The sequence below is a fragment of the Kitasatospora sp. NPDC054768 genome (assembly GCF_053612025.1).
The window spans coordinates 30,190-46,259 of the sequence record NZ_JBSHBN010000023.1 but is presented as its reverse complement, the minus strand read 5'-3'; the positions used below and the strand labels follow the sequence as shown (position 1 = coordinate 46,259).

The 16,070-nt window shown below is 73.0% G+C and carries 13 protein-coding genes; all 13 read left to right on the top strand.

The features are described from left to right. Positions 1-87: 87 nt before the first annotated feature. The 13 genes from ACWGKU_RS09965 to ACWGKU_RS09905 all read left to right on the top strand — a co-directional run bounded on the left by ACWGKU_RS09965 (position 88) and on the right by ACWGKU_RS09905 (position 15,920). Positions 88-825, top strand: a complete 738-nt coding sequence (locus ACWGKU_RS09965) for a CDP-alcohol phosphatidyltransferase family protein (protein ID WP_359901747.1) — start codon at positions 88-90, stop codon at positions 823-825. Further along, positions 822-1,718 (top strand): glycosyltransferase family 2 protein, encoded by an 897-nt coding sequence (locus ACWGKU_RS09960; RefSeq protein ID WP_452177894.1) that lies wholly within the window; start codon positions 822-824, stop codon positions 1,716-1,718. Before ACWGKU_RS09965 ends, ACWGKU_RS09960 begins: the two co-directional genes overlap by 4 nt. A 152-nt stretch (positions 1,719-1,870) precedes the next feature. Further along, positions 1,871-2,812, top strand: coding sequence for an ABC transporter permease (locus ACWGKU_RS09955; protein ID WP_380348796.1), 942 nt, complete (start codon positions 1,871-1,873; stop codon positions 2,810-2,812). Beyond that, positions 2,805-3,614 carry an ABC transporter ATP-binding protein gene (locus ACWGKU_RS09950; RefSeq protein WP_359901613.1) on the top strand — a complete coding sequence of 270 codons (810 nt, stop codon included), beginning with the start codon at positions 2,805-2,807 and terminating at the stop codon, positions 3,612-3,614. Before ACWGKU_RS09955 ends, ACWGKU_RS09950 begins: the two co-directional genes overlap by 8 nt. A gap of 305 nt (positions 3,615-3,919) precedes the next feature. Then, complete coding sequence (hpnC, locus tag ACWGKU_RS09945) at positions 3,920-4,882, top strand: squalene synthase HpnC (RefSeq protein WP_452177893.1); 963 nt, start codon at positions 3,920-3,922, stop codon at positions 4,880-4,882. Between the two features lie 41 nt (positions 4,883-4,923). Next, on the top strand, positions 4,924-5,781 hold the full coding sequence (gene hpnD, locus ACWGKU_RS09940) for a presqualene diphosphate synthase HpnD (protein ID WP_380539628.1): 858 nt from the start codon (positions 4,924-4,926) through the stop codon (positions 5,779-5,781). A 127-nt stretch (positions 5,782-5,908) separates the two neighbouring features. Beyond that, a complete protein-coding gene (gene hpnE, locus ACWGKU_RS09935) occupies positions 5,909-7,342 on the top strand; it encodes a hydroxysqualene dehydroxylase HpnE (protein ID WP_452177892.1) in 1,434 nt (477 codons plus the stop codon). Positions 7,343-7,578: 236 nt separating this feature from the next. After that, positions 7,579-8,667, top strand: coding sequence for a polyprenyl synthetase family protein (locus ACWGKU_RS09930; protein WP_380348844.1), 1,089 nt, complete (start codon positions 7,579-7,581; stop codon positions 8,665-8,667). Between the two features lie 151 nt (positions 8,668-8,818). Beyond that, on the top strand, positions 8,819-10,756 hold the full coding sequence (gene shc / locus ACWGKU_RS09925) for a squalene--hopene cyclase (RefSeq protein ID WP_452177910.1): 1,938 nt from the start codon (positions 8,819-8,821) through the stop codon (positions 10,754-10,756). Further along, positions 10,753-11,433 carry a phosphorylase family protein gene (locus ACWGKU_RS09920; protein WP_387685253.1) on the top strand — a complete coding sequence of 227 codons (681 nt, stop codon included), beginning with the start codon at positions 10,753-10,755 and terminating at the stop codon, positions 11,431-11,433. Before shc ends, ACWGKU_RS09920 begins: the two co-directional genes overlap by 4 nt. Positions 11,434-11,435: 2 nt before the next feature. Next, the gene (gene hpnH / locus ACWGKU_RS09915; RefSeq protein ID WP_401054291.1) at positions 11,436-12,464 is read left to right on the top strand and encodes an adenosyl-hopene transferase HpnH; all 1,029 of its coding nucleotides are present in this window, start codon (positions 11,436-11,438) and stop codon (positions 12,462-12,464) included. A gap of 158 nt (positions 12,465-12,622) precedes the next feature. Continuing rightward, positions 12,623-14,533, top strand: a complete 1,911-nt coding sequence (gene dxs / locus ACWGKU_RS09910) for a 1-deoxy-D-xylulose-5-phosphate synthase (protein ID WP_452177891.1) — start codon at positions 12,623-12,625, stop codon at positions 14,531-14,533. After that, the gene (locus ACWGKU_RS09905) at positions 14,523-15,920 is read left to right on the top strand and encodes an aspartate aminotransferase family protein (RefSeq protein WP_452177890.1); all 1,398 of its coding nucleotides are present in this window, start codon (positions 14,523-14,525) and stop codon (positions 15,918-15,920) included. Before dxs ends, ACWGKU_RS09905 begins: the two co-directional genes overlap by 11 nt. The last annotated feature ends 150 nt before the right edge of the window (positions 15,921-16,070 follow it).

Below are 16,070 nucleotides of genomic sequence, written 5' to 3'. Positions count from 1 at the left end.
TCCACCGCGGGAGCCCAACGGCCCCCGGTGGACCTGAGCCGCAGGCCCTCGATCGAGGAACTGCGCGCGGTGATCCACCCGGAGGGCATGCTCCAGCGCCGCAGCGCCGAGCACTGGGCCGGCCGCCTGTACATGCGGAAGATCTCGCTGCGGATCACCCGCGTGCTCTCCACCATGACGGCGATCACGCCCAACGGCCTGACGTACCTGATGATGTTCACCGGCATCCTGGCCGGTGCCGCGCTGGTCGTGCCGGGCATCGCGGGCGCCGTCCTGGGCGCCCTGCTGATCCAGGTCTACCTGCTGCTGGACTGCGTGGACGGCGAGGTGGCCCGCTGGCGCCGGCAGACCTCGCTCACCGGGGTCTACCTGGACCGGGTCGGCCACTACATGTCCGAGGCGGCCCTGCTGACCGGCCTCGGCCTGCGTGCCACCGACCTGCTGCACCGCGAGGGCGCCGGGTCGCACTGGGAGTGGGCCTTCCTCGGCACCCTGGCCGCGCTCGGCGCGATCCTGATCAAGTCCGAGACCGACCTGGTGGACGTGGCCCGGGCGCGCAGCGGCATGACGGCCGTCGAGGACAGCGCCTCGGTGCCGCGGTCGTCCTCCGTCGCCAGGGCCCGCCGGGCGGCCTCCTTCCTGAAGTTCCACCGCCTGGTCGGCGCGGTCGAGGCCTCGCTGTTCGTCCTGGCCGCCGGCGTCGCGGATGCCGTGCACGGCGGACTCCTCTTCACCCGGCTCGCGGTGGTCGTCCTGGCGGCGATCGCGATGCTCCAGACCGTGCTGCACCTGCTGAGCATCGTCCTCTCCAGCAGGCTGCGATGAACGGGACCACCGCGGAGAACTTCCGCCTCGGCGCCGTGATCATCACCATGGGCAACCGGCCGGCCGAGCTCAACGCCCTGATCGAGGCCGTCCGCGCCCAGGAGGGCCCGGCGGTCGAACTGGCCGTGGTCGGCCAGGGCGTGAAGCTGCCCCCGCTGCCGGAGGACGTGCGCAGCGTCGAGCTGCCGGAGAACCTGGGCATCCCGGGCGGGCGCAACGTCGGCATCGAGCTGTTCGGCCGGGACGGGGCGGAGGTCGACGCGGTCCTCTTCCTGGACGACGACGGGAACCTGCCGCGCACCGACTCGGCCCGCCTGCTGCGCGAGGCCTTCACCGCCGACCCGGAGCTGGGCATCGTCGCCTTCCGGATCGCGGATCCGGACACCGGGGTCACCCAGCGCCGCCACGTCCCCCGCCTGCGCGCCAGCGACCCGCTGCGCTCGTCCCGGGTGACGACCTTCCTCGGCGGCGCGAGCGCGGTGCGCTGCAAGGTGTTCGAGCAGGCCGGGCAGCTGCCCGCCGAGTTCTTCTACGCCCATGAGGAGACCGACCTCGCGTGGCGCGCGCTGGACGCCGGCTGGGCCATCGACTACCGGGCGGACGTGGTGCTGCACCACCCCACGACCTCGCCGGCCCGCCACGCGACCTACTTCCACAACGTGGCCCGCAACCGGGTCTGGCTCGCGAGGCGGAACCTTCCGGCCCTGTTGGTGCCTCTCTATCCGGGAACCTGGTTCCTGCTGACCCTGGCCCGCCGCCCCTCCCCGGAGGCGCTGAAGGCCTGGTGGGGCGGGTTCCGGGCGGGCTGGCGCGAACCCTGCGGTCCGCGGCGGCCCATGCGGTGGCGTACCGTCTGGCGACTGACCAGGCTGGGCCGACCACCGATCATCTGATCGCATCCGATGGCACCCGCATCGAATGCCCGATCGCTGCGGCCGGTGCCCACACGCCGGCCGGCTCCCCCGAGATCCCAGTGGATCCCCATCGGTGCACCGGCGGACCTCGCCGACCGGCCGCCCCGACCGATCCCGCGTGAAGGACGAATGTGTCGACAGTGAGTGAACCCGTCAGCCTCTCGGCCCCCAGAGGGGTGGACGCGGGCCTGACCCCCAAGCAGCTTGCGGACAAGTACGGTCTGGCGGTCAGCGGTGCCCGTCCCGGCCTGTTCGCCTACTCCAAGCAGCTCTGGGCCCGGCGCCACTTCATCTGGGCCTTCGCCACCGCCCGCCTGGTGGCCCAGTACACCAACGCCAAGCTCGGCCAGCTGTGGCAGGTGGTGACCCCGCTGCTCAACTGCGCGGTGTTCTACCTGGTCTTCGGCGTGATCCTGGCGAGCAAGCAGGGCTTCCCGGACAACACCTACATCGCCTGGCTCTGCATCGGCGTCTTCGTCTTCCAGTTCACCCAGAACGCGGTGCAGGCCGGCACCCGGGCGATCTCCGACAACCTCGGGCTGATCCGGGCGCTGCACTTCCCCCGGGCCAGCCTCCCGATCGCCTTCACCGTGATCCAGCTCCAGCAGCTGCTGATCTCCATGGTCGTCCTGGTCGTCACCGTGCTCGCCGCCGGCATCACCCCGGGCCGGACCTGGCTGCTGATCATCCCGGCGCTGCTCCTGCAGACGCTCTTCAACACCGGCATCTCGCTGGTGATGGCCCGGATCGGCTCCCGGACCAGCGACATCTCCCAGCTGATCCCGTTCGTGATGCGCGCCTGGATGTTCCTGTCCGGTGTGATGTTCAGCATCCAGGACAAGATCACCCACTGGCCGCACTACATCCAGACGCTGATGTCGCTCAACCCGGCGTCGATCTACATGGACCTGCTGCGGCACGCCTTCGCGCCGGTCATCTACAACCCGCACCAGCCGGTGCACCAGGCCCTCCCGCCGCACCAGTGGGCGTACGGCCTCGCCTGGGGCGTGGGCATGTTCGTCGTCGGATACGTCTTCTTCTGGAAGGCCGAGGAGGAGTACGGCCGTGGCTGACATCGACCTGAGCAAGAGCGACACCGTCCTGGACACGGACGTGGCCCGCGAGCCCACCGTCGTCGTCGACGACGTGCACATCGTCTACAAGGTGCACGGCGCCGGCTCCGGCAAGGGCAGCGCCACCTCGGCGCTGAGCCGCATCATCAGCCGCAAGCGTGCCGCCGGCGTGCGCGAGGTGCACGCGGTCAAGGGCGTCAGCTTCACCGCGTACAAGGGTGAGGCGATCGGTCTGATCGGCTCCAACGGCTCCGGCAAGTCGACCATGCTGGCCGCCATCGCGGGCCTGCTGCCGACCGAGAAGGGCGGCATCTACACCAACGGCCAGCCCTCGCTGCTGGGCGTCAACGCCGCGCTGATGAACGAGCTCACCGGTGAGCGCAACGTCATCCTCGGCTGCCTGGCGATGGGCATGACCCCGGCCCAGGTGAAGGCGCGCTACCAGGACATCGTCGACTTCTCCGGCATCAACGACAAGGGCGACTTCATCTCCCTGCCGATGCGCACCTACTCCTCCGGCATGGGCGCCCGGCTGCGCTTCTCGATCGCGGCCGCGAAGACCCACGACGTGCTGCTGATCGACGAGGCCCTCGCCACCGGCGACCAGGCCTTCCAGCAGCGCAGCAAGCGCCGGATCGACGAGCTGCGCAAGTCCGCCGGTACGGTCTTCCTGGTCAGCCACGACAACAACTCGATCCGCGAGGTCTGCGAGCGGACCATATGGATCGAGGCCGGCGAGCTGGTCATGGACGGACCCACCGAGGAGGTCGTCAGCCGCTACGAGCGCGGCGACCGACCGTAGTCTCCGTCACACCCCAGGGGCCGGTTCCGGAACTTCCGGAGCCGGCCCTTCACCGTGCCCGCGGCCCGGTCCGTACGCCCCGCGGTCCCGGCCGGCCCGCCGCCGCGGGGGTGAGCGCGCGGTGCCCGGGGCGGGGCGCTCTTTTCCGCCGCGCCCCGGCGTGCCAGCCTGGTGGTCTCGGGGGCGGTGTGCCGTGCGTGGCCCCCGCGCTCGGACGCGTGTCCGAGTCGGGCCGGTCGTGCCACGCGGTGTAGAACGGGGGAGTGACAGCAGTGTCGGCTTCGGCCCAGCCCAGAGATACGCCGGTGAACGGTTCCGCAGGACAGACCCTGGACAAGGCGGGCGCGGAGAACTTCCCCGTCGCCCCCTTCTTCCTGCCCGCGGCCTGGCGCGACGACCTGATGGCGGTGTACGGCTTCGCCCGCCTGGTCGACGACGCCGGCGACGGCGACCTGGCCGACCCGGCCGCCACCGCCCGCCTGCTCGGGGTCGAGCGGACGCCCCCCGCCACCCCTTCGGCCCAGCCCGGCCCGCCGACCCCGCAGGAGACCGCCTTCCGGCTCGCCCTGCTCGACGGACTGGAGCAGGACCTCGACCGGGTCTTCGAGACCGCGCTGCGCACCGCCGGCGGCTCCGGGGCCGGCGCCGACCGGCCCCGCCACCCGCTGCTGGACGCGCTCGTCCCGCTGGTCGACCGGCACGGCCTGACCCCCGAGCCGTTCCGCCGTCTGATCGAGGCCAACCGGGTGGACCAGACCACCGCCCGCTACGCGACCTTCGACGACCTGCTCGGCTACTGCACCCTCTCCGCCGACCCGGTCGGCCGCCTCGTGCTGGCCATCGCCGGCGTCTCCACCCCCGAGCGGATCGAGCTCTCGGACGCCGTGTGCAGCGGCCTCCAGGTGGTCGAGCACATCCAGGACGTGGCCGAGGACCTCGCCCACGGCCGGATCTACCTGCCCGCCGAGGACCTGGCCCGCTTCGGTGTCACCGAGGCGGACCTGGCCGCCCCCTCCGCCGACGGCGCGGTGCGCGAGCTGATCGCCTTCGAGGTCGAGCGGGCCCGCACCCTGCTCGACCGCGGCGCACCATTGGTAGGTACGGTTCGGGGGAGGCTTCGACTGCTCCTGGCGGGATTCACCGCAGGCGGCTACGCGGCCCTGGCGGCCGTCGAGGACGCCGGGTACGACGTGCTCGCCCAGCAGGCGAAGCCTGACAAGCGCCGCCTCGCAGCGAAGGCGGCGGCCATCTTCGCGAAGGGAAGGTGAACGCCCGAGTGGCGGTATCACCACTGGCGTCGGCCCAGGTCATGGCGGCGTACCGGTACTGCGAGGCAGTCACCGGACTGCAGGCGCGCAACTTCAGCTACGGCATCCGGTTGCTGCCCGAACCCAAGCGGCTGGCCATGTCGGCCCTGTACGCCCTGGCCCGCCGGGTGGACGACATCGGGGACGGAGACCTCCCGGACGACCGCAAGGCCGAGGCACTGCTGCGCACCCGGGAACTGGTGGACGAGGTCCGCTCCGGGGTCGTCGCCGAGGACGACACCGACCCGATCAAGGTCGCCCTGGCCGACGCGGCCCGGCGCTTCCCGATCCCGCTCGGCGGCTTCGACGAGCTGATCGACGGCGTCGAGATGGACCTCAAGGGCGCCGAGTACCAGACCTACGAGGAGCTGAAGGTCTACTGCCGCTGCGTGGCGGGCGCGATCGGGCGGCTCTCGCTGGGCGTCTACGGCTGCGACGACCCGGAGCTCGGGGCGCGCTACGCGGACACCCTGGGCCTGGCGCTGCAGCTCACCAACATCCTGCGCGACCTGCGCGAGGACGCCCTGAACGGCCGCACCTACCTGCCCGCCGAGGACCTGGTCCGGTTCGGCTGCGAGCAGGGCTTCGCCCTGCCGGAGCCGCCGGTCGGCGCGGACTTCACCGGCCTGGTGGCCTTCGAGGCCGCCCGCGCCCAGGCGGCCTTCGAGGAGGGCCTGCGGCTGCTGCCGATGCTCGACCGCCGCAGCCGCGCCTGCACCGCCGCCATGGCCGGGATCTACCACCGACTGCTCGGCCGGATCGCCACCGACCCGGAGTCGGTGCTGCGCGGCCGGGTCTCCCTGCCGGGCTGGGAGAAGGCGTATGTGGCGCTTTCCGGGCTCGCCGGGGGGCGTTCTTGATTCTCACACCAGTTCTGTCACGCTGTGTCAGCGTGGAATCACGTGCGGGTAGTTCCGTGCCGACCGGACGAGTACCGGCTTCAGCGACCGCCTGCGGGCGGTCCACCGACTGCGAGGGGGAGGGCCGATGACCGGGCGAGCCGATGCCGCGCGCCCGGCCGCCGTCGTGGTCGGCGGCGGTCTGGCCGGGATCACCACCGCACTGCGCCTCGCCGAGGCCGGCCACCGGGTCACCGTCGCCGAGGGGCGGCCGCGGCTCGGCGGCCTGGCCTTCTCGTTCCAGCGCGGTGAGCTGACCGTCGACAACGGCCAGCACGTCTACCTGCGCTGCTGCACCGCCTACCGCGGCCTGCTGGAGCGGCTCGGCGCCACCCGGCTGGTCCACCTCCAGGAGCGCCTCGACATCCCGGTGCTCTCCGTCACCGGGCCGCAGGCCGCCCCGGTGCGCACCCTCGGGCGGCTGCGCCGGGCCGGCCTGCCCGTCCCGCTGCACCTGGCCGCCAGCCTGGCCCGCTACCCGCACCTGTCCCCGGCCGACCGCGCCCGGGTGGTCCGCGGCGCGCTCGCCCTGCGGCGGCTGGACCTCGCCGACCCGGAGCTGGACGCGATCTCCTTCGGCGAGTGGCTGCGCCGCAACGGGCAGAACGCCGCCACCCAGGCCGCCCTGTGGGACCTGGTCGGCGTCGCCACCCTGAACGGCCGGGCCGACCAGGTGTCGATGGCGCTCGCCGGGATGGTGTTCAAGACCGGTCTGCTCTCCGACCCGGGCGCCTCGGACATCGGCGTCTCCGCCGTCCCGCTCGGCACGATCCACCACGACCGGGCGCTCGCCGAGCTGGAGCGGGCCGGCGTCCGGGTGCTGCTGCGGTCGCGGGTGGCCGAACTGAAGCCGGCCGCGCCGCAGCACGACGTCCGGCTGGAGAGCGGGGAACTGCTCACCGCCGACACCGTCGTGCTGGCCGGCGCCCAGGACAGCACGGCCGCGCTGCTGCCGCCGAACGCGATCCCCGGGCAGGACCGGCTGGCCGGCTTCGGCACCGCGCCGATCCTCAACGTGCACGTGATCTACGACCGCAAGGTGCTGCGCCGGCCGTTCTTCGCCGCGCTCGGCTCCCCGGTCCAGTGGGTCTTCGACCGCACGGCGCACTCCGGCCTGGCCGCCGCCCCGCTGGGCCGGGCCCACCCGGGCGCCCAGTACCTGGCGCTGTCGCAGTCCGCCGCGCAGGACGAGATCGACCTCCCGGTCGCCGAGTTGCGCCGCCGCTACCTGCCGGAGCTGGGCCGGCTGCTGCCGGCCGCGGCCCAGGCGGAGGTGCTGGACTTCTTCGTCACCCGGGAGCGCACCGCCACCTTCGACCCGGCCCCGGGCAACGGGGCGCTGCGCCCGTCGGCCCGTACCGACGTCGCCGGCCTGCTGCTGGCCGGATCGTGGACGGCCACCGGCTGGCCCGCGACCATGGAAGGGGCCGTGCGCAGCGGCCACGCCGCGGCGGACGCCGCGCTCGCCGCGGCCGGCACCCGGGTGCCGGTGGACCGCGGCGACGGGAGGTGGCCCAGGTGACGGCGGGCCCCGCCGCCGGAGAGCCCGCCAGAGCCGACGGGCGTACCGTCGAGCGCATCGGCGCAACCACCGGCCGCGGCCCGTCCGGCCGCACCGGCACCACCGACACCGGCACCACTGATATCGGCACCACCGACACCGGCACCATCGGCACCGGCACTCGATTCGACACCTGCCGCACTGCCGGCACCCGGCCGCCCCGTGCGGTCCGGCACCACGAGGGAGAGGGAACGCACGTGGAGTCACGCACCGGCTTCGCCGTCGGAGGCACGGCGCACGCCGAACCGGTCTCGGTGCCGGAGCTGCTCGCCCGCAGCCGTACGCTCTGCACCCCGCCGCTACGGGCCGCCGTCGCCCGTTTGGCCGCACCCATGGACACCGTCGCCGCCTACCACTTCGGCTGGATCGACCGGGACGGCACGCCGGTGACGGGGGACGGCGGCAAGGCCGTGCGCCCGGCGCTGGCGCTGCTGTCCGCCCGGGCCACCGGCGCGGCGGCCGAGGTGGGGGTGCCCGGCGGGGTCGCGGTTGAACTGGTGCACAACTTCTCCCTCCTCCATGATGATCTGATGGACGGTGACGAGACCCGACGGCACCGGGCCACCGCCTGGACGGTCTTCGGGCCGGCCCAGGCGATCCTGGTCGGCGACGCCCTGGCGACGCTCGGCACCGAGGTGCTGCTCGACGCCGCGGTGACCGGCGGCGCCAGCGCCACCGACGCCGCGCGTGCCGTCCGACTGCTCACCACGGCGACCCGCCGGCTGATCGACGGCCAGGCCATGGACGTCGCCTTCGAACAGCGCGACAGCGTCACGGTCGCGGAGTGCCTGGAGATGGAGGGCGGCAAGACGGCGGCCCTGCTGGCCGCCGCCTCGGCGATCGGCGCCGTCCTGGCCGGCGCCGACGACAAGGTCTCCGGCGCGCTCCAGCGCTACGGCCACCACCTCGGCCTGGCCTTCCAGGCGGTCGACGACCTGCTCGGCATCTGGGGTGCCACCGAGGTCACCGGCAAGCCGCACTGGGGAGACCTGCGCCAGCGCAAGAAGTCCCTGCCGGTGGCCGCCGCACTGGCCGAGGGCGGAGCGGCCTCGCGCCGGCTCGCCGAGCAACTGGCCGACCCGAAGGGACGCGGGGAGGAGAGCGAGCCCGAGCTCGCCGACCGGGCCGCGCTGATCGAGGAGGCCGGCGGCCGCGCCTGGACCCAGGAGGAAGCCCGCCGCCAGCACACGACTGCCCTCGCCGCCCTGGACGAGGTGCCCATGACCGACGAGGTGCGCGAGCACTTCGTCGCACTCGCCGAATTCGTGGTGGTACGAGAGAGGTGACGTTACGTTGACAGCAACCGCGGACGGCCGGCTCGACCCTGAGTACGATCCCGAGCCGGTCGCGGTGGGCGACCGCCCCCCGGCCCTGCTGGGCACGGGGCGGTGGCAGCCCGAGGACACCGACCAGCTCCGGCCGGCCGGTGGGGCGGACCTGCGGCCGGCCGACGCGCGGGAGGCCCTGACCCGCGCCACCACCCACCTGCTCTCCCTGCAGTCGTCCGAGGGCTGGTGGAAGGGCGACCTGGAGACCAACGTCACCATGGATGCCGAGGACTTACTGCTCCGCCAGTTCCTCGGAATCCGCACCGAGGAGCTGACCCACGCCACCGCCGAGTGGATCCGCTCCCAGCAGCGCGAGGACGGCACCTGGTCCACCTTCCACGGCGGACCGCCCGAGCTGTCCACCACCGTCGAGGCGTACGTCGCGCTCAAGCTGGCCGGCGACGACCCGGACGCCCCGCACATGCTGGCCGCCGCGCGCTACGTCCGCTCCGCCGGGGGCATCGCGGCCGCCCGGGTGTTCACCCGGATCTGGCTCGCCCTGTTCGGCTGGTGGCCCTGGGACCGGCTGCCCGAGATGCCGCCCGAGATCATCTTCCTGCCCAAGTGGCTGCCGCTGAACATCTACGCCTTCGGTTGCTGGGCCCGCCAGACCATCGTCCCGCTGACCGTCGTCTCGTCCCACCGCCCGGTCCGTCCCGCCCCCTTCGCGCTCACCGAGCTGCACACCGACCCGAACGACCCGTACCCCCACCGGCCGCTCGCCCCCGCCACCACCTGGGACGGCCTCTTCGAACGCCTCGACAAGGCGCTGCACGCCTACCACCGCCGGGCCTTCCGCCCGCTGCGCCGACTGGCCGTCTCGCAGGCCTGCCGCTGGATCGTCGAACGGCAGGAGGCCGACGGCTGCTGGGGCGGCATCCAGCCCCCCGCCGTCTACTCGCTGATCGCCCTGCACCTGGAGGGCTACGAGCTGGAGCACCCGGTGGTGAAGGCCGGGCTCTCCTCCTTCGACCGCTTCACCGTGCACACCGAGGACGGCAAGCGCTGGCTGGAGGCCTGCCAGTCCCCGGTCTGGGACACCTGCCTGGCCACCATCGCCCTGGTCGACGCCGGGGTGCCGGCCGACCACCCGGCGCTGGTCTCCGCCGTCGACTGGATGCTCGGCGAGGAGATCCGCAAGCCCGGCGACTGGGCCGTGAAGCGGCCCGGGCTCGCCCCCGGCGGCTGGGCCTTCGAGTTCGAGAACGACACCTACCCCGACATCGACGACACCGCCGAGGTGGTGCTCGCGCTGCGCCGGGTCGCCCACCCCGATCCGGGCAAGGTCGACGCGGCGGTGGACCGGGGCGTGCTGTGGAACCTCGGCATGCAGTCCAAGAACGGCGCCTGGGGCGCCTTCGACGTGGACAACACCGGCACGCTGCCCAACAAGCTGCCGTTCTGCGACTTCGGCGAGGTGGTCGACCCGCCGTCCGCCGACGTCACCGCGCACGTGGTGGAGATGCTCGCCGAGACCGGCCGCTCCCGCGACCCCCGGACCAGGCGCGGCGTCGAATGGCTGCTGCGCAACCAGGAGGCGGACGGCTCCTGGTTCGGCCGCTGGGGCACCAACTACATCTACGGCACGGGCTCGGTGCTGCCCGCCCTGGTGGCGGCCGGCGTCCCGGACGAGCACCCGGCGATCCGCCGGGCGGTGCGGTGGCTGGAGGACCGGCAGAACGCCGACGGCGGCTGGGGCGAGGACATGCGCTCCTACGACGACCCGGCGCGCTGGGCCGGGCGCGGCGACTCCACCGCCTCGCAGACCGCGTGGGCGCTGATGGCGCTGCTCTCGGCCGGCGAGGGGCCGCAGGGCCGGGCCAACCCGGCGGTGGAGCGCGGCGTGGACTGGCTGGTGCGCACCCAGCTGCCCGAGGGCACCTGGGACGAGCCGCAGTTCACCGGCACCGGCTTCCCGTGGGACTTCTCCATCAACTACCACCTGTACCGGCTGGTCTTCCCGGTCACCGCGCTCGGCCGCTACCTCAACGGCGCCCCGGGCACGGGCCGGCCCGACGGCGCCCCGGCGATCGGGGCGGCCCGGTGACCACCGCGCCCCTGCTGGTGCTCTGCGCCCTGGGCCCCGAGGTCTGGGCCCTGCGCGGCGGTGACTGGCGCGGCGCGGTCGGCGGCTCCCCGGTACTGGTGCGCACCGGGGTCGGCCGGCGGCGCGCCGGGACGGCCGTCCGACGGCTGCTCGGCTCCGCCCCCACCGGCTACGGCGCCGTGGTGGTGGCCGGCTTCGGGGCCGCGGTCGGCCCCGGCGTCCTGCCCGGCGACGTGGTGGCCGCCGACGGCGTGCGCGACGCCGAGGGCCACCTGTACCCGGTCGACTCCGGCCCGGGGCTCACCCGGGCGCTGAAGGAGCGCGGCCTGACCGTGCACACCGGCGTCCACCACACCGCCGACCACGTGGTGCGCGGCATCGAACGGCGCGCCCTGCACCTCCAGGGCGCGCTCGCCGTCGACATGGAGGCCGCCGCCGTCCTGGCCGCGCTGTGCGAGGTGCGGCCCGCGCTGCCGGCGGCCGTCCTGCGGGTGGTGGTGGACACACCCGAGCACGAGCTGCTGCGGTTCGGCACCCTCCCGGCCGGGGTGCGTGCCTGGCGGACCCTGCGGGCGACGGTCCCCGCCCTGGTCGACTGGTACCGGCAGGAGCGCGCGCCCGGCTCCGCAGACCTGAACCACCCCACATCCTCGACGCTCCCCCAGGAGGCGAGCTAGCCATGGCCATGCCGTTGCGCCAGACCGTGCGGGTCGGCACCTACCTCATGCAGCAGAAGCTGTTCAAGCGCCGGGACAAGTTCCCGCTGATCGTGGAGCTGGAGCCGCTCTTCGCCTGCAACCTCGCCTGCGAGGGCTGCGGCAAGATCCAGCACCCGGCGGGCGTCCTGAAGCAGCGGATGCCCGTGGCCCAGGCGGTCGGCGCGGTCCTGGAGTCGGGTGCCCCGATGGTCTCGATCGCCGGCGGCGAGCCGCTGATGCACCCGCAGATCGACGAGATCGTCCGGCAGCTGGTCGAGCGCCGCAAGTACGTCTTCCTCTGCACCAACGCGCTGCTGATGCGCAAGAAGATGGACAAGTTCACGCCCTCGCCGTACTTCACCTTCGCGGTGCACATCGACGGCATGCGCGAGCGGCACGACGAGTCCGTGGCCAAGGAGGGCACCTTCGACGAGGCGGTGGCCGCGATCAAGGAGGCCAAGCGCCGCGGCTTCCGGGTCACCACCAACAGCACCTTCTTCAACACCGACACCCCGCAGACCGTCATCGAGGTGCTGGACTACCTCAACGACGAGCTCAAGGTGGACGAGATGATGATCTCGCCCGCCTACGCCTACGAGAAGGCCCCCGACCAGGAGCACTTCCTCGGCGTCGAGCAGACCAGGGAGCTCTTCCGCAAGGCCTTCGCCGACGGCAACCGCAAGCGCTGGCGCCTCAACCACAGCCCGCTCTTCCTGGACTTCCTGGAGGGCAAGGCCGACTTCGAGTGCACCCCCTGGGGCATCCCCAACTACTCGCTGTTCGGCTGGCAGCGGCCCTGCTACCTGATGGCCGACGGCTACGTGCCGACCTACCGCGAACTGGTCGAGAAGACCGACTGGAGCAAGTACGGCCGCGGCAAGGACCCGCGCTGCGAGAACTGCATGGCCCACTGCGGCTACGAGCCGACCGCCGTCCTCGCGACGATGGGCTCGCTCCAGCAGTCGCTGCGCGCCATCACCGAGACCGTCAGCGGCAACAAGGGCCGCTGAGACGGGAGCCGGCCCCCGGGTCGGCACCCCGGCCCGGGCACGCGCCCGGGCCGGCTCCGCCCAACCGGGCCGGGCCCGTTCCCGAACCGGGCCGGGCCCCGCGCCGCCCGGGCCGGCCGGAGGCGCCACCGCACCGCTCCGAGTCGTGAGGTGTACCCATGTCACTGCTCTCCCGCGTCACGTCGCCGGCCGAGCTGCGCAAGCTCCCGGCGGCCGAACTCCCGCTGCTCGCCGACGAGATCCGCGACTTCCTGATCGACGCCGTCACCCGCACCGGCGGCCACCTGGGGCCCAACCTCGGCGTGGTGGAGCTGACCATCGCGCTGCACCGGGTCTTCGACTCGCCGTACGACCGGATCGTCTTCGACACCGGCCACCAGAGCTACGTCCACAAGCTGCTCACCGGCCGCCAGGACTTCAGCCGGCTGCGGATGCGCGGCGGACTCTCCGGATACCCCTCGCGCGGCGAGTCCGAGCACGACCTGGTCGAGAACTCGCACGCCTCCACCGCGCTCTCCTACGCCGACGGCCTGGCCAAGGCCGCCCGACTGCTCGGCCAGCACGACCGGCACACCGTCGCGGTGATCGGCGACGGCGCGCTCACCGGCGGGCTCGCCTGGGAGGCGCTCAACAACATCGCCGAGGCGCGCGACCGGCCGCTGGTCATCGTCGTCAACGACAACGAGCGCTCCTACGCCAGGACCATCGGCGGCCTCGCCAACCACCTGGCCACCCTGCGCACCACCCAGGGCTACGAGCGCTTCCTCGCCCTCGGCAAGGAGGCCCTGCAGCGCACCCCGCTGGTCGGCCAGCCGATCTTCGACGCGCTGCACGGCGCCAAGAAGGGGTTCAAGGACGCCTTCGCCCCGCAGGGCATGTTCGAGGACCTCGGCCTCAAGTACCTCGGACCGATCGATGGCCACGACCTGGGCGCGGTCGAACAGGCGCTGCGCCAGGCCCGCAACTTCGGCGGGCCGGTCATCGTGCACTGCCTGACCGTCAAGGGGCGCGGCTACCGGCCGGCCGAGCAGGACGAGGCCGACCGCTTCCACGCCGTCAACCCGATCGACCCCTATACCTGCCTGCCGATCTCGCCCAGCGGCGGCGTCTCCTGGACCTCGGTGTTCGGGGACGAGCTGGTCACCCTCGGCGCCGAGCGGCCGGACCTGGTGGCGATCACCGCGGCCATGCTCCAGCCGGTGGGCCTGGCCCCGTTCGCCAAGGCCTACCCGGAGCGGACCTTCGACGTCGGGATCGCCGAGCAGCACGCCGTCACCAGTGCGGCGGGGCTGGCCACCGGCGGGCTGCACCCGGTGGTCGCGGTCTACGCGACCTTCCTCAACCGGGCCTTCGACCAGGTCCTGATGGACGTCGCCCTGCACCGGCTGGGCGTCACCTTCGTGCTCGACCGCTCCGGGGTGACCGGGCCGGACGGCGCCTCGCACAACGGCATGTGGGACATGTCGATCCTCCAGGTGGTCCCCGGCCTGCGGCTCGCCGCACCCCGCGACGCCGAACAGCTGCGCGCCCAGCTGCGCGAGGCCGTCGAGGTCAAGGACGCCCCGACCGTCGTGCGCTTCCCGAAGGGGAACGTCGGACCCGCGGTGCCGGCCGTGGAGCGGATCGGCGGGGTGGACGTGCTGCTGCGCACCGGGCGGGTGCCGGAGATCCTGCTGGTCGCGGTCGGCACCACCGCCTCCGCCTGCCTGGACGCGGCCCGGCTGCTGCTCGCCGAGGGCTTCACCGCGACCGTGGTCGACCCGCGCTGGGTCAAGCCCGTCGACCCGGCGCTGCCCGAACTGGCCGCCGCCCACCGGCTGGTGGTCACCGTCGAGGACAACGGCCGTACCGGCGGCGTCGGTTCGGTCCTCGCCCAGGCGCTGCGCGACGCCGACGTGGACGTGCCGGTGCGGGTGCTCGGCCTGCCCCAGGAGTTCCTCGGCCACGCCTCGCGCGGGGAGATCCTGGAGGAGGCCGGACTGACCGGCACCGGGGTCGCCGCCCAGACCGCCGTCTTCGCCAAGAACCTGCTACCGACCCGAGGAGCGAACCCGCGCCATGCCGGCTGACCCAGACCGCCCCTTCGACCTCGCCGCCCTGATCGCCGAACGCGGCGGCGAGCGCTACGAGTTGCAGAGCCGATACCTCAATCCGCAGCTGCCGCGCATGCTGCACACCATCGGCTTCGACAAGTACTACGAGCGAGCCGAGGGCCAGTACTTCTACGACGCCGAGGGCAACGAGTACCTCGACATGCTGGCCGGCTTCGGGATCTTCGCGCTCGGCCGCCACCACCCGGTGGTGCGCTCGGCGGTCCAGCAGGTGATGGACCTCGACCTGCCGGACCTGGTCCGCTTCGACTGCCCGCCGCTGCCCGGACTGCTGGCCGAGCGGCTGCTGTCGTACGCGCCCGGACTGGACCGGGTGTTCTTCGGCAACAGCGGCACCGAGGCGGTGGAGACCGCGCTCAAGTTCGCCCGGTACGTCACCGGACGCCGGCGGATCCTCTACGCCGACCACGCCTTCCACGGGCTGACCACCGGCTCGCTCTCGGTCAACGGGGAGAACGGATTCCGCAAGGGCTTCGACCCGCTGCTGCCGGACACCGCCATCCCGCTCGGCGATCTCGGCGCGCTGGCCAAGGAGTTGAAGCGCGGCGACGTCGCGGGGCTGATCGTCGAGCCGATCCAGGGCAAGGGCGTCCAGGCTCCGCCGCCCGGCTGGCTGCGGGCCGCCCAGGCCCTGCTGCACGAGCACAAGGCGCTGCTGATCTGCGACGAGGTGCAGACCGGCATCGGCCGCACCGGCGAGTTCTTCGCCTACCAGCACGAGGACGGGGTCCTGCCCGACCTCGTCTGCGCGGCCAAGGCCCTGTCCGGCGGGTACGTGCCCATCGGGGCGACGCTCGGCAAGAGCTGGATCTTCGAGAAGGTGTACTCCTCGATGGACCGGGTGCTGGTGCACTCGGCCAGCTTCGGGTCCAACGCCCAGGCCATGGCGGCCGGGCTGGCGACCCTGGAGGTGATGCGCGACGAGCAGGTGGTGGAGAACACCCGCAAGGTGGGCGACCACTTCCGTGAACGGCTGGCCGCACTGGTCGACACCTACGAGCTGCTCGCCGAGGTGCGCGGGCGCGGGCTGATGATCGGGATCGAGTTCGGCCGGCCCAAGTCGCTCAAGCTGCGCACCGGTTGGACCGCGCTCCAGGCGGCGCGCAAGGGGCTGTTCGCACAGATGGTGGTGGTGCCGCTGCTGCAGCGGCACCGCATCCTGACCCAGGTGTCCGGCGACCACCTGGAAGTGATCAAGCTGATCCCGCCGCTGATCATCACCGAGCGCGATGTGGACCGGTTCATGGAAGCCTTCACCGACATCATGGACGAGGCCCACCGGGGGAGCGGACTGATGTGGGACTTCGGGCGGACGCTGGTCAAGCAGGCGGTCGGCGGCCGCTGAGCCCGGGGCCGCGCGTGGCACGGAGTGGGAAGCCGGGGGCGTGGAGTGGGAGCCGGGGGCGTGGGAAGTCGGTGGCGCGGTGTTGGGGGAGGGGGCGGGCGCCCAAACCCCACCACCCGGTAGCCACACCACGACAGCCGGCGGGCGAGC

Bases quoted from the DNA above. Each gene is read 5' to 3' on its own strand.
- ACWGKU_RS09960 (WP_452177894.1), top strand. From the start codon at position 822: ATGAACGGGACCACCGCGGAGAACTTCCGCCTCGGCGCCGTGATCATC.
- hpnD (WP_380539628.1), top strand. From the start codon at position 4,924: ATGGCGGCGTACCGGTACTGCGAGGCAGTCACCGGACTGCAGGCGCGC.
- hpnE (WP_452177892.1), top strand. From the start codon at position 5,909: ATGACCGGGCGAGCCGATGCCGCGCGCCCGGCCGCCGTCGTGGTCGGC.
- hpnH (WP_401054291.1), top strand. From the start codon at position 11,436: ATGGCCATGCCGTTGCGCCAGACCGTGCGGGTCGGCACCTACCTCATG.
- ACWGKU_RS09965 (WP_359901747.1), top strand. From the start codon at position 88: ATGCTCCAGCGCCGCAGCGCCGAGCACTGGGCCGGCCGCCTGTACATG.
- dxs (WP_452177891.1), top strand. From the start codon at position 12,623: ATGTCACTGCTCTCCCGCGTCACGTCGCCGGCCGAGCTGCGCAAGCTC.
- ACWGKU_RS09905 (WP_452177890.1), top strand. From the start codon at position 14,523: ATGCCGGCTGACCCAGACCGCCCCTTCGACCTCGCCGCCCTGATCGCC.